The following is a 12,638-nucleotide window of genomic DNA, read 5'->3' as shown; positions in this document are numbered from 1 at the left end:
GGCGCCGCCTCCCCCATCGCGGTCAGCGGGTCAGTTTCTTGTACGACGTTGCGTGCGGACGCGTCGCATCGTCACCGAGGCGGCGGATCTTGTCTTCTTCATAGGATTCGAAATTGCCTTCGAACCACTCGACATGGCTGTCCCCCTCGAACGCCAGGATGTGTGTCGCGAGGCGATCGAGGAAGAAGCGGTCATGGCTGATGACCACGGCGCAGCCCGCGAAATTTTCGAGCGCTTCTTCGAGCGCGGCGAGGGTTTCGGTGTCGAGATCGTTGGTCGGTTCGTCGAGCAGCAACACGTTGCCGCCCTGCTTCAGCATCTTGGCCATATGGACGCGGTTGCGCTCGCCGCCCGACAGCTGGCCGACCTTTTTCTGCTGGTCGACGCCCTTGAAGTTGAAAGCGCCGACATAGGCGCGGGTCTGCATCTCGTGCTTGCCGATATTCATCATCTCGGCGCCGCCCGAAATTTCCTGCCAGACATTGTTGTCGGGTTTCAAATCGTCGCGGCTCTGATCGACGAAGCCAAGGTGGACGGTGTCGCCGATGACGACCTTGCCGCTGTCGGGGGTTTCCTGCCCGGTGATCAGCTTGAACAAGGTCGATTTACCCGCGCCGTTCGGGCCGATCACCCCGACGATGCCGCCCGGGGGCAGCGAGAAGGACAGATCTTCGAAGAGCAGCTTGTCGCCATAGGCCTTCGAGATATTCTCGACCTCGATGACCTTGCCGCCCAGGCGCTGCGGCACCTGAATGACGATTTGCGCCTTGCCGGGGATGCGCTTTTCCTGCGCTTCGACCAGCTGGTCGAAGCTTTTGATACGCGCTTTCGATTTGGCCTGACGGGCTTTCGGCGACTGGCGGATCCACTCGAGCTCGTCCTTGATCGCTTTCTGGCGACCGGCGTCCTCGCGCGATTCCTGCTCGAGGCGCTTACCCTTCTTTTCAAGGTAGGTCGAATAATTACCTTCATAGACAAAATAGCGGCCGCGATCGAGTTCGAGGATCCAGTTCACGACATTGTCGAGGAAGTAGCGATCGTGGGTGACGAGGATGACGTTGCCCGGATAGTCGACGAGATGCTTTTCGAGCCAGGCGACACTTTCGGCGTCGAGGTGGTTGGTCGGTTCGTCGAGCAGCAGGATCGAGGGTTTTTCGAGCAGCAGGCGGGTGAGCGCGATACGACGCTTTTCGCCGCCTGACAGGCTCTGGACGCCCATATCGCCCGGCGGACAACGCAAGGCTTCCATCGCGATTTCAAGCTGATTGTCGAGCGTCCAGCCATCGACCGCGTCGATCTTTTCCTGCAGCGTTCCCATTTCCTCCATCAACGCATCGAAATCGGCGTCGGCGGGCGGATCGGCCATCAGCGTGCTGATTTCGTTGAAGCGTTCCATCATGTCGGCGACGCCGCGGACGCCGTCCATGACGTTCTCCTTGACCGTCTTGGTCGGGTCGAGCTCGGGCTCCTGCGCCAGATAGCCGACCGTGATCCCGTCACCGGCCCAGGCTTCGCCGGTGAATTCGGTGTCGATGCCCGCCATGATCTTCATCAAGGTCGATTTACCGGTACCGTTCGGGCCGACGATGCCGATCTTGGCATCGGGATAGAATTGCAGGCTCAAATCCTTGAGCGTCGGCTTTTGCGCGCCGGGATAGGTCTTGTTCAGACCCTTCATCACGAAACTATATTGGGCGGCCATGGAATGCTCCGGATTTGGGCTGGGCCGCGCGCGCGGCCGGGAGAGAATGAATCGTGGGCCGGTTAGCGAATGGGGGCGGACTTGGCAATCGACGCCTGTCGCTCGCTGCTGCGCCAGTCGGTTCCAGTCTGTCAAAGACGATCATCAACGTCATATGACGTGGCCAAATGCAAAATTTGGCGATTCTTGCCTGACTTGTCGATAGCGTATCGATCGATTTGTTGCGCAGGAATGACAGTTTTCCGCCAGCGCGGGGCATCTCAATTATTTTTGTTGACGATCCATACGGAACGGCTAAATCCCGCCGCTCGCGGGACGGGAAGTTTCCCCATCGCGGTAAGGCATTTTAGGGAGCCCACACATCATGAAGAAATTTGCTGCTATCGCTGCTGCTGCCAGCATGTTCGCCCTCGCCGCTTGCGGTGAAAAGGCTGCTGAAGAAGCCACCACGGAAGCCCCGGCCGCTGAAGCTGTTGCTGAAGAAGGCGCCGACGCCGCTGCTGCTGGCGCCGACGCCGCTGCCGCTGGTGCCGAAGCTGCTGCCGCTGGTGCCGAAGCTGCTGCTCCGGCCGACGCTGCTGCGACCGCTGCTGCTCCGGCTGACGCCGCTGCTGCTCCGGCTGAAGAAGCTAAGTAAGTCACAGCCCTTCGGGGCGTTGACTGAAACGAGAAACGGGCGGTCTTCCTTCGGGACGGCCGCCTTTTTCTTTGCATTTTGCACGGGCGGGATAGACTTGCGACATTCCCCTGTCTAAGGCGCCCACCAGTAGTCGGGGAGTAGCGCAGCCCGGTAGCGCGCCTGCTTTGGGAGCAGGATGTCGCAGGTTCGAATCCTGTCTCCCCGACCACTGTCTTCCCACATCATTCCCGCCGCGTTTAACCGGCGGACGTCGCGATCAGCCGCGCATAGAAATCGATCATGCGCTTGAAGCTGTCGATTGTCATATGTTCGTTAGTGCCGTGAATCATCGCCGTTTCTTTCAGCGAGAAATGCATCGGCATGAAGCGGTACACATCCTCCGAAATTGGCGCCATGCTGCGACCGTCAGTCGCGCCCACCACCAGAAATGGCGCGACGACGGCGTCGGGAGCATCAGCACGCGCCGCGGCAACGACGTATTTCCAGCCCTGTGAACTGGTCGATGAGACGCGCGATGGTTCATTCGGCGGCTTGACCCAGCTGAACTCCACCGGTGCGTCGCCCACCGCCGCCTTGGCCGCCGCCATGACGTCAGCAGACCTGTTCCACGGCGCAATGCGATAGTTGATCAATGCGGTCGCCGATTGCGGCAGGACATTTTCCTTCGGGCTTCCCTCAAGCATCGTCGGCGCGATCGTCGTGTGGAACGCCGCCGCCGAGGACGGCGAAGCACCGAGCTGACGTTTCAGCAAGGGGGCGAACAGCCATTGGTTGGCCACCGCCATCTTGGTCGTGCCGCCCTTGTGGGTGGCGAGGGATTCCACCATCGCCGCCCCCGGTCCGCGCATTTCCATGGGAAAGGGACTTTCGGTGATCGCCAGAACCGCGCGCGCCAGCGTCGTCACCCCGGTTTCAGCCGGCGGCATCGAACTGTGTCCGCCGGGCGCGTTGGCGGTGACTTTCAGCGTCGCATAGCCCTTTTCGGCCACTCCGATCAGGATCGCGGGGCCGTTGATGACCGGGGTATCGCGCAGCTCCACGCTGCCCTCGTCTAGGGTGAACAAGGCGCGTACCCCCTCGGCTTTCAATTTGGCGGCCGCTGCCGCGGCGCCCGATCCACCGACCTCTTCGTCATGCCCCGAGACGAGATAGATACCGCGTTTGGGCTGGAACCCCTGCCCCGCGAGCGCTTCCAAAGCTTCGAACAGGCCGACAAGCGATCCCTTATCGTCAACCGTACCGCGTCCCCACACCGCCTGTTCGGCGATCGTCCCGGCAAAAGGAGGATATTTCCAGTCGCGCTCGGTTCCTTCGGTGACTGGCACGACGTCCTGATGCGCCATTACAATAATCGGTGCCAGCGAAGCGTCGCTGCCCTGCCAGTGATAGATCAACGTCCGGTTGGGCAAGATAGTGCGCGTCATCGCACGGTGAGTGTCGGGATAAGTCGCCGCTAGCCATGCGTGCAAGCGGTCCCATTCGACGACCTCATCGTCCGCAGGATCCTGATGCGAGATCGTGCGGATCTGCGCCGCTGCGCTCAGGTTTGCAACGGCGGCACTGAGATCATAAGGGGGAGCCGCGGCCAGCCGGATGTCGGTGCCATCGGCGATGTCCGTGGGCGCAAAGCTTGCCGTGCGTACCGCAACCGTTCCTGCGACCACCGCAACGACCGCAAGCCCACCACATAGTACATTCCGCCGCTTTCCCATGCCCCGCTCCTCCTCTTGCCGCAATGGACCGCGATCGGTTTCGATTTGCAAGGGAAATGGTGGAGGGAAAATGGTGGGCCCGGCAGGACTCGAACCCGCAACCTAGCCGTTATGAGCGGCCAGCTCTAACCATTGAGCTACAGGCCCCCGTAGGGAAATGCGGCGATAGCGGAGCGCGCGGCGCGTTGGCAAGCGCCAACGCTAGGCTGTCGCATTGTGCTCTGCCATTGTCAGGATCTGCGCCGCCGTGGTCGGCTCGACCCCGCGCTGCGCCAGGTGGTTCAGCACCACGTCCCACCAACGATAGAAAAGGTCGAGATCGGCCGGCGTGCGGACGTAGGGTGTATTGCCGGGCTGAAGCGACGGCGAATGGAAAGAGAAGTTGAGGACGGGCAGGCGCAGATCGATGGCGAGGTCGATCGCTTTGCAGGCGCGTTCGGCAGGGATCCCTTCAGGCGTCAGCGCGATCCGCTCGACCATGCCAAGCCGCGCTAGCGCCGCGCCGACGTGCGTGCCGTTGCGTGCCAGGCAGTGATAGATATGCCGCCCCGCGCGGCCGAGCAGGCCGCCGAACACAGTCGTCACCGGCATCTCCAGTACCGCCCCTGCCTCCGTCCGGACCCACCATGGATGCAGAGAAGTGCTGCGATAGTCGGGGCCGTGACCGGCGCGATAATCGAACCCCGAACGCACCGACGTATCGCAGCGGAAGCCGAGTTCGGCGAGCATCGTCGCGGTATTGGCGCCAAGCCCATAGCGCCCGGCACGATAGACGATCGGCGTCATGGCGAAGCGCGTGCTGATCGCGTCCCGCAGCGCCGTCATCTTTGCGCGTTGCAGATCGAGTGCCAGGTTGCCCGTGTAGCTGTTGCGCGCGCTGACGTCTTCGTCGTGCGGTGGTGTGACCCATGGGTGAAGCTGCGCCCCGATCTCGCAGTCGCCGCGCGTCTGCGCTGCGCCGAGAATTTCAACCGCACGATCGTCAGCGACAATGGGCCAATCGACCAGATAGATCGGCCTCACGCCCGCGCGTTCGAAATAGCCCTGACAGTCGGCGAGCGCGGGAACTGACGCAAGGCTGTAGCCGGTACGCGCAAATGGCGCCGTCCAGTCGAAATCCTCTTCGGTGTCGATCGTGACCCAGAACCGCGGTCGCTCATCGGCTGCAAGTTCCACCAGATCGGAAGGCGCCGGATCCGCAAAGAAATTCCCCGCAGGCTGCACCACGCTCCCCTTTGCTCCCGCAGCCGCCCTGGCTATTCGCCTTGCTGGGCCTCCAGCCCGGCTTCGGCCTTCGAGTTGGCGGAGCGCAGGTGCAAGGTCAAGGCGTTATGCCCGATATCGAGCCGCCCACCTGCCGCGCGGGCCAGGCTGTCGACGAGGCGCAACGAAAAGCCGAGGCTGAGCACCGCGGCACCCGGCGCTTCGCCCTCGGGGCTGAAACCGGGGTCGAGCAGGTCGGATGCCGTGGCAAAGCGAATCGTCGCGGGGCGAACGATCCGCAGCTGAAGCATATCGTCGTGCGGCGATTCGGTAACGAGCTGTCCGACAAGAATTGCACCCGTTTCGGATACATCTATCAACGCGGTCAGCAGGCGGCCAACCATGCGCCGTGCATTGGCGTCGTTGGCCAGCCCCATGAATGGTCCGCCAACGCGCGAGATGCTCAGGTCAACACGCTGTTCGGCCAGTAGGGCGGCCAGATCGCTCTCGACTTGAGAGACGACCGCTCCCATATCGACAACTTCGCTCGGTGACGGGTCGACGGGCACGGCGCTGTTGCTGCGCGCCGCGGTTTCCAGATCGTCGATGATCGTTTGTACCGATAGCGCGTCGGCAACGATCGTGTCGGCCATCGTGCGATAGCTTTGACTGACCGGGCCAAACATCTGCCCGGCGACGATCTGCGCAAAACCCGAAATCGCATTGAGCGGGCTACGCAGTTCGTGGATCAGCTGGCGAATCGAATCGCCTGAATCCTCGGCGACGGGCCGACCATAGGGCGTCTCGCTGCGGTTGGGGCGGCGCGCGCTGCCGCGATAGCCGCGAAACTGCCCGGTTGCCGGATCGAACCATGGCAGTGCCGAAAAGCGCCATTCACCGGCGTCGGCTGGGGTTCCTTCCAGCATCATGCGCGCATTGAGGATTTCGGCGCGCTGGCGAAAAGCGCCTGCGGCGACCCCATCGGTGCCGGGTTCGCCGCCAAACGCCGCCTCCGCGATCGACAGGCCGATCACGGCGCCGCGGGTGACGCCGTCGACCCAATGAACCACTCCGTCGGGGCCGGTCTCGAACAGAAACGCCGATCGCTGCTGGTGCAGCGCCGCAGCCGTGGCAGGCTGGGCGCGGGTGGACTGATATTTATCGATCCGGCGGACGAGTTCACTGATCTGGCTGGTGCCGTTCTCAACCGCAGCGTCGGGTGCTGCGTGCAGCGGCACCACAGGCGCCGGGGCCGCATCGACCGCTACCGCAGGCTGCGGCAAGGCAACCGACGCGCTCCCCAGGCTGGCCAGCGCCCGATAGACCCCGTGGGGCAAATTCGACCGCCCGGCTAGCACCGATCGCGCCATCGCATTGGTCGCGGGCAACATCGCCAGCCAGTCTGCCTCCGACAGTTGCGCGCCGCGCAGCATGATCGCTGCAACCGCCGGAACATCGTTGGCGTAAAGCGCAACCAGCGGCGCAAATCGGCCATGTTTGGCAATCGCCCGCGCGCAATCGCGGCGTACCGCTTCTGGAACGCGCGGCCGTAAAACCGCCAACGCATGCAGGCTACGACGAATATCCTCGTCACCCAGTTGATTGCCGCGCTGAGCCAGAATATCGGAAAGCTGGCGCCACGCCGCGATACTGGCGCGACGATCCGCAGGCGCCTGACGCAGGATGGTCGCGATCATCGAGTCAGCAGTCACGCGAAACCAGCCCCACACCTTCTATCGTTGGTTATCGTAAGATTACCGGCTAGCGTGAATCTTTCGGTCATGAAAGTGCCTTCACCGGCCACGTCACATTGTGGGACAATTGCAATCCGCTGAAATAATATTATGGTCATCGCAGTTTTGGAAAGCGGATGTTTCAACGATGGCGAGTCAGAAATTCGATCAGATCGACCTCCAGATATTGGGCGAGCTACAAAAAAATGGCCGAATGACGAATGTCGAACTGGCGCAAATGGTCGGCCTCACCGCACCGCCGTGCCTGCGCCGGGTGCGCGCGCTGGAGGAATCGGGGGTCATTCGATCCTATCACGCCGACCTCGACGCCGCGAAGCTGGGCTATGGCATTACTGTCTTTGCAATGGTCAGTCTGCGCAGTCAGGCTGAGGCGGATTTGAAAGCGTTCGAAGATTATGTCGGCGGCCTGGCAGAAGTGCGTGAATGCTACATGCTGAACGGAGAAATCGATTTCCTGCTTAAGGTTGTCGCGCGCGACCTGCAGAGCTTCCAGTCGTTTCTGACGGCGCATCTGACGTCAGCGCCGAATGTGACAAGCGTCAAGACATCGTTGACAATCCGCACCGCCAAGCAGCTTGCGGGAATCCCGGTCGAAATCTGATCACCGCCAAACCGCGGCAAGTTAAATGGGCGCCCTTCTCAGTCGAAGGGCGCCCATTTAGTACGATTTGGAGGGCCCAGCCTTCAGCTGACCGGAGCGGGTGCCGGGGCTGAAGCAGGGGTCGCGCCCGCCTTGGCGCGAACCGTCCACAGCTGCGCCAACCGCTGACGGTTACCCTGAACCTTGGCAAAGCTGGCGGCGGCGGCATCGGTTTGTCCCGCCAGCGCCTGCGCTACGCCCAGACGATATTGAATCACCGGATCGGTAGGGCTGGCCGCCAGCGCTGCCTCATAAAGCGGGATTGCCTTGGCCGCGTTACCGGCGCCGACCAGCGCATCGGCAGTAGCACGCGCCGCCTTGGGATTGCTTAGCGTGGCGGGCTTGGAGGCATCTGCGGCGACCGCCGCCGCATCGCTCGCCGCGCGCGGCGTCTGCGATTCCAGGATGCTGCCAAAATGCGTATCGGTCTTGGGAATCGCGCCGCTGTTCTGGCCATGCTTGATCAGCGCCACGACTTCGCTGGGATAGCCAGCTTCGGTCGCCAAGCCAGCATATTCCAGATATTCGGGACGCTGCGTCATCGAATTGGTGGCGCGCATCAGGCGCAGGATATCAAGGTTCAGTTCCTTGTCGCCGCCCGACTGCTGCAGCAGAATGTACAGCGTGTTGCGCCATGTCGCCGGGGTCGGATAATCCTGCACGCGCATGGTCAACACATCAAGCATCTCGTTGGTTCGGTTGGCTTTTTGGAAAGCCTGCGCAGGACGGACGAACAATTCTTCCGACGGCTTGGTACCCGCAGCGCGAGCAGCGGCAATCCCGGCCTGGGCGATCTCCCAGCCCTTGTCGACCTGCCCCGCATTCAGATAGCTGTCCATCAGCATCGGCGCGAGCGCGGCCTCGGTTGAGCCTGCAGCCTTTGCGGCCTCGAGCCGCTGGACCGCCTTCTGGTAATTTTTCGCGCCATAGGCGAAGTTGCCCGAGTAGAAGTTATAGACACCGATATTCTCGGCCGGGGTCAGACCTGACTCGATCATCACATCGAGCCCCTGCCCCTGCAGCGCCTGATCCTTGTTCAGAATACCCAGCTGCAACTGATAGAAGCCGACCAGATACTTATCGTCAGGGGTCGCCGCACTCGACTGGCCCTCGCTCAGTGCCGCCTGCAAGGTCGCAACGTCTTTCGCGGTCGTGGCATCGGTCATTTTTTTCAGCGTCGGCGCGAACCCCTTGCTCGCGGTCAGACCCTTGCCCTTGGCTGCTTCTTCCTTCTTCGGCTTTTCTTTCTTCTGCGCGGCGGCCGGGGTGGCGGTCGTCATCAGCGCGCAGCCCAGCACAGCGGCCATGGCCGTCGCGGGCATCGAGCGGAAACGGGTGAACATCGAAATCTCTCCTCAGAATCGGCCGGCTAACCCAAAGAAAACTGGCAACGCAAACAGGGTTCCGGCGCGCGTTCATAACGCGGCTAAACCCGTCGCGTTGCCAAGGCAAGACGGCCCGTTGCGATATTTATTGGATGAAAGCGCCTGAACGGGGATTGAACCCGCTCCCTTGCAGTTGCCGCGCGGCTCAGGCGAGGTCGTCGATCGCCGCGTTGATCTGGCGCAGCACCAGCGGATCGCCCGGCGCACCCGCCATGGCCTGCTCGGCAAGTTCGATCAGCGAAATGATGCCAAAGGTCGCCGAAAGCCCCTTGAGCCGCAGTGCGGCAACCTCCCAATTGGCGTCACAACGGGCGCGGCGCATCAGGTCGGCCAAGTCGCGCGCGCTGCCGGTAAAGGCCGTGCGCAGGTCCATCGCGATCGCCGGATCGTCACCGATCGCGGCGCTCAGGTAACGGTCAAGAGGGCCACTATCGAACGACATTTCCACAGGCTTGGCAGACCGTGGTTAAGTTTCCGTTTCAAGACGGCCATTTGATGCTAAGATGTCCGGATGATGGGGGACAAGAAAATCGTTGGATTGTGGCGGGATTCTGCCAAAATCCAGGAAGCCGACAGCGCCGCGCAGGCCGACGCCGCGCCGCCTGAGACGATGGCTGCGCCCGAAGCGGCTGCCTCGATCGAACGCGAATGGCTCGACACGTCGCCGCTGAACACAGCTGAAGATGTCGGCGACTATTCAGATGCCGAAGGGCAACCGGCTTCGGCGTGGCGCGATCGCGTTGCTCCCGCCCTGCTTATTCTGCTGGCTATCGGTTGGACCGCCTTCACACTTGCCGTTGCAACGGACAGCTTCGCGCGGAGTCCCGCGCTTGCGGACGCGCCGACGCTGATCGCAACGATCGCGATGCCGCTGACCCTGCTCGCGGTGTTGTGGATGGTACTGCTGCGTTCGGGTCGTTCGGAGCAGGCCCGCTTCGCCCGCGTCGCCACGGCGCTGCGCGAAGAGAATCTGGCGCTCAACCAATCGATGCATTCGCTCGGCCTGCATCTGGCTGACGCGCAAAAACAGCTCGGCGAGCAGGCCAAAATCGTGCAGAAGCTCGGGCTCGATACCGTGATGCGGCTTAATGAAAGTAGCGATAAGCTGGCCAGCAACGCATCGGTGATCGCCAACGCGCACGACCAGCTGGCACGCTCGGGCGATGTTGCGTTGCAGCGGATGGACGGGCTGCTCGCCGGCCTGCCGCGGATCGACGATGTCGCGCAGCGGCTTGCGGTGAATTTCCGCGAAGCCGGCCTCGTCGCGCACCAACAGGGCGCCAGCCTGGAGGCCAAACTTGCCGAGCTCGGCGAGGCAGCCGCCACGACCGCGCAAACTGGCGAGACGGCCACCGCCAGCATTCTTGAGGCAATTGTTGCGCTGCAGGAACAGAGTAAGGAGACCGAAACCGGTCTGCTCGCGGCCTCAACGCAGGTCAGCAGCGCGCACGATGCGGCGCTAGCCCGGATCACCATCGCCAGCGCCAGCGCGCGCGACGATATGACATCGACCGTCGCCTCCGTGACCGCGCAGATGGACGAAAGCTGGCGCCTGTTCCGCGAGGGTGTCGATACGGCCGCCGCGCAGATGGACGCCAAGCTGACCGCCGCACGCGATGCTGGCGATGCGATGGGCGCGCAGTTGGCCGCGCACGCCGACGCCAGCGACGCGCTGGCAACGCGGATCAAGGCGCATGTCGCCGACGTCGCACAGCAGCTGGAGGTGCTCGACGTCAGCGTCAGCGCCAGCACCGGCGTCATTGGCCGTTCGATCGACGACACAAAAACGCAGCTCAGCACTTTCATGCAGGAAGTGCAGAGCGGCAATGCCTCGGCGCACCAGCTGATCACCCACGCCGAATCGCTGCTCCTCGCGCTCGACGCGGTCACGCGCGAACTCGACGAGACGCTGCCCCACGCGCTCGATCGGATGACATCGCACGGCAAGGCGACCCAAACCGCGTTGTCGCAGCTGCGCCCGATGCTGGAAGCGTCCGAACTCGTCGCGCAATCGACGATGTCGCACGTCAACGCGGTGCAGGCGACGCTCAAATCGAACGAAGAACAGATGGCGGGGCACGCGACTAGCCAACAGGCGCTCGTCGACCGCATCAATGGATCGCTCGCCGACGCCGAGGCCGCGCTGGCGAAGCTGCGTGATGGCGCCGACGAATTTGCCGAACAGGGCGGCGCACGGATGATCGCGACACTCGGCGAAGTGCGCGCCACCGCCGATTCGGCCGCTGACGAAGCGCGGCTCACGCTCGAAAATCTGGTGTCGGGCGCACGCGAAGCGATGCAGGCGACCGCGACCGAAGCGATCGACGCCGCGTTCAAGACTGAGATCATGGCGCAACTGACCGCGATCGAAGAGGCCTCGGCACGCGCGGTCGCGGCGGCCAACGGCGCCGCCGACCGCCTGATGCGCCAGCTGATCACGATCATGGATACCAGCGCGAGCGTCGAACAACGCGTCGCCGAAGCCGAACAGGCAATTGCCGCATCCGACCGCGATTCGCTCGCCAAGCAGGTCGGGCTGCTGACCGAGGCGCTGAAATCGACCGCGATCGACGTCACCAAAATCCTGTCGACCGAAGTCAGCGACACTGCCTGGGACGCCTATCTAAAGGGCGACCGCGGCGTGTTCGCGCGCCGCGCAGTCAAGTTGATCGAGAATGGCGAGGCCAAGGAAATCCTGCGCCTCTACCAAAATGACGATGGTTTCCACGCGTCGGTGAACCAGTTCATCCATGATTTCGAAGCGATGCTGCGTCTGTTGATCGGCGCGCGCGACGGCTCGGCGATCAGCGTGACCTTGCTGTCGTCGGACATCGGCAAGCTGTATGTGGCGCTGGCGCAGGCGATTGATCGATTGCGGGGCTAAACAGCCTCGACGGAGTTAGTCGGGCGTGGCGTCTGTGACCGTCCGGCGAACATTATCCCAGGCGATGTGGTGTCGGATCACCCCGTTCGGCGATTAATTGCGCTCTGGCTTCAACCAGACAACGGGCAAATTCCGCCGCAATCTTGTCTTTGGATCGCAAGGTCTCCACGGCAACGAGGACTAGAACCCCTTCCTAGTCTCTGGCGGCGATCTCTTTAACTAAAGACGATTCGCCTACTCCAAGTGTCCGAGCGAGAAGTCGCGTGGCGCGAACCCGCTGACGAAACTCGAAGTCAGCAAGCCGTGCAGACTCGAATTCCTCTTTCTTTTGCCTCGCTTTGCCGAGGTCCCAAACCATGTTGGAACTATGGGAAGGCGGTTACCGCAGATCAAGCAGTTGTCCGCTCTCCAGCCCAACACAGATGATATCGGACCAGTATTGGTCAGGCGCGCCCGCTCAGCACGTTGGGATTAACCCAGCCGTTCACATAAGCGACGTAGTAGATGACGAAGCCGACCGTTGCGACGATAGCCATCTGAAGTAGGATGCGCGCAGGTCGAAACACCGCGGGCGCGCCGCGGTCCTGTCCTATGACCAGCGGAGCATCGCCGTCGCTTGCCTTGCGACCATGGAAGGGCAACACAAAAAAGGCGCTGAGCGCCAGGAACAGCGAATAGATTGCGAGGGCCGAAGTCCATTTCATCGTCGTCAATCCGT

General features: G+C 62.5%; 10 protein-coding genes and 2 tRNA genes. 4 read left to right on the top strand and 8 right to left on the bottom strand.

Annotation, left to right across the window (positions count from 1 at the left end):
- Positions 1-22: 22 nt before the first annotated feature.
- Positions 23-1,702 carry an energy-dependent translational throttle protein EttA gene (ettA, locus tag CDQ92_RS12915; protein WP_088441787.1) on the bottom strand — a complete coding sequence of 560 codons (1,680 nt, stop codon included), beginning with the start codon at positions 1,700-1,702 and terminating at the stop codon, positions 23-25.
- 374 nt (positions 1,703-2,076) lie between these two features.
- Here ettA and CDQ92_RS12910 point away from each other — a divergent pair, with 374 nt between their 5' ends.
- Positions 2,077-2,457 carry a hypothetical protein gene (locus tag CDQ92_RS12910; protein ID WP_158213836.1) on the top strand — a complete coding sequence of 127 codons (381 nt, stop codon included), beginning with the start codon at positions 2,077-2,079 and terminating at the stop codon, positions 2,455-2,457.
- 16 nt (positions 2,458-2,473) lie between these two features.
- Positions 2,474-2,550, top strand: a tRNA-Pro gene (locus CDQ92_RS12905).
- A 28-nt stretch (positions 2,551-2,578) separates the two neighbouring features.
- Here the strand turns inward: CDQ92_RS12905 and CDQ92_RS12900 are convergent.
- The 4 genes from CDQ92_RS12900 to CDQ92_RS12885 form a co-directional block, all read right to left on the bottom strand.
- Entirely contained in the window at positions 2,579-4,054 is a 1,476-nt protein-coding gene (locus tag CDQ92_RS12900; RefSeq protein WP_088441785.1) for a M20 family peptidase, read from the bottom strand.
- Positions 4,055-4,125: 71 nt separating this feature from the next.
- Positions 4,126-4,201 (bottom strand) — tRNA-Ile (locus CDQ92_RS12895).
- A gap of 54 nt (positions 4,202-4,255) precedes the next feature.
- Positions 4,256-5,230: a polysaccharide deacetylase family protein gene (locus CDQ92_RS12890; RefSeq protein ID WP_229667096.1), complete on the bottom strand. Its 975-nt coding sequence runs from the start codon at positions 5,228-5,230 to the stop codon at positions 4,256-4,258.
- 80 nt (positions 5,231-5,310) lie between these two features.
- Positions 5,311-6,954 (bottom strand): histidine kinase dimerization/phospho-acceptor domain-containing protein, encoded by a 1,644-nt coding sequence (locus CDQ92_RS12885; protein ID WP_088441783.1) that lies wholly within the window; start codon positions 6,952-6,954, stop codon positions 5,311-5,313.
- A gap of 184 nt (positions 6,955-7,138) precedes the next feature.
- Here CDQ92_RS12885 and CDQ92_RS12880 point away from each other — a divergent pair, with 184 nt between their 5' ends.
- Entirely contained in the window at positions 7,139-7,612 is a 474-nt protein-coding gene (locus tag CDQ92_RS12880; RefSeq protein WP_088441782.1) for an Lrp/AsnC family transcriptional regulator, read from the top strand.
- Between the two features lie 83 nt (positions 7,613-7,695).
- Here CDQ92_RS12880 and CDQ92_RS12875 read toward each other — a convergent pair whose 3' ends face one another.
- Complete coding sequence (locus tag CDQ92_RS12875) at positions 7,696-8,994, bottom strand: tetratricopeptide repeat protein (RefSeq protein ID WP_088441781.1); 1,299 nt, start codon at positions 8,992-8,994, stop codon at positions 7,696-7,698.
- A gap of 187 nt (positions 8,995-9,181) precedes the next feature.
- The gene (locus CDQ92_RS12870) at positions 9,182-9,478 is read right to left on the bottom strand and encodes an Hpt domain-containing protein (protein ID WP_088441780.1); all 297 of its coding nucleotides are present in this window, start codon (positions 9,476-9,478) and stop codon (positions 9,182-9,184) included.
- 69 nt (positions 9,479-9,547) lie between these two features.
- On the opposite strand from CDQ92_RS12870, the gene CDQ92_RS12865 reads away from it, so the two are divergent.
- Positions 9,548-11,920 (top strand): coiled-coil domain-containing protein, encoded by a 2,373-nt coding sequence (locus tag CDQ92_RS12865; protein ID WP_088441779.1) that lies wholly within the window; start codon positions 9,548-9,550, stop codon positions 11,918-11,920.
- 443 nt (positions 11,921-12,363) lie between these two features.
- Here the strand turns inward: CDQ92_RS12865 and CDQ92_RS12860 are convergent, their stop codons facing one another.
- Positions 12,364-12,624, bottom strand: a complete 261-nt coding sequence (locus tag CDQ92_RS12860) for a DUF1467 family protein (protein WP_088441778.1) — start codon at positions 12,622-12,624, stop codon at positions 12,364-12,366.
- Positions 12,625-12,638 lie beyond the last annotated feature (14 nt).

Origin of the sequence: Sphingopyxis bauzanensis (assembly GCF_002205675.1) — a bacterium.
Taxonomy (GTDB): domain Bacteria; phylum Pseudomonadota; class Alphaproteobacteria; order Sphingomonadales; family Sphingomonadaceae; genus Sphingopyxis; species Sphingopyxis bauzanensis.
Note: the sequence above shows the minus strand (reverse complement) of the source record. Positions and strands in the feature narration are given on the sequence as shown.

Excerpts from the sequence above, each read along its gene's own strand:
- CDQ92_RS12865 (WP_088441779.1), top strand. The coding sequence starts at position 9,548 with ATGATGGGGGACAAGAAAATCGTTGGATTGTGGCGGGATTCTGCCAAA.
- CDQ92_RS12870 (WP_088441780.1), bottom strand. The coding sequence starts at position 9,478 with ATGTCGTTCGATAGTGGCCCTCTTGACCGTTACCTGAGCGCCGCGATC.
- CDQ92_RS12875 (WP_088441781.1), bottom strand. The coding sequence starts at position 8,994 with ATGTTCACCCGTTTCCGCTCGATGCCCGCGACGGCCATGGCCGCTGTG.
- ettA (WP_088441787.1), bottom strand. The coding sequence starts at position 1,702 with ATGGCCGCCCAATATAGTTTCGTGATGAAGGGTCTGAACAAGACCTAT.
- CDQ92_RS12880 (WP_088441782.1), top strand. The coding sequence starts at position 7,139 with ATGGCGAGTCAGAAATTCGATCAGATCGACCTCCAGATATTGGGCGAG.
- CDQ92_RS12900 (WP_088441785.1), bottom strand. The coding sequence starts at position 4,054 with ATGGGAAAGCGGCGGAATGTACTATGTGGTGGGCTTGCGGTCGTTGCG.
- CDQ92_RS12860 (WP_088441778.1), bottom strand. The coding sequence starts at position 12,624 with ATGAAATGGACTTCGGCCCTCGCAATCTATTCGCTGTTCCTGGCGCTC.
- CDQ92_RS12885 (WP_088441783.1), bottom strand. The coding sequence starts at position 6,954 with ATGATCGCGACCATCCTGCGTCAGGCGCCTGCGGATCGTCGCGCCAGT.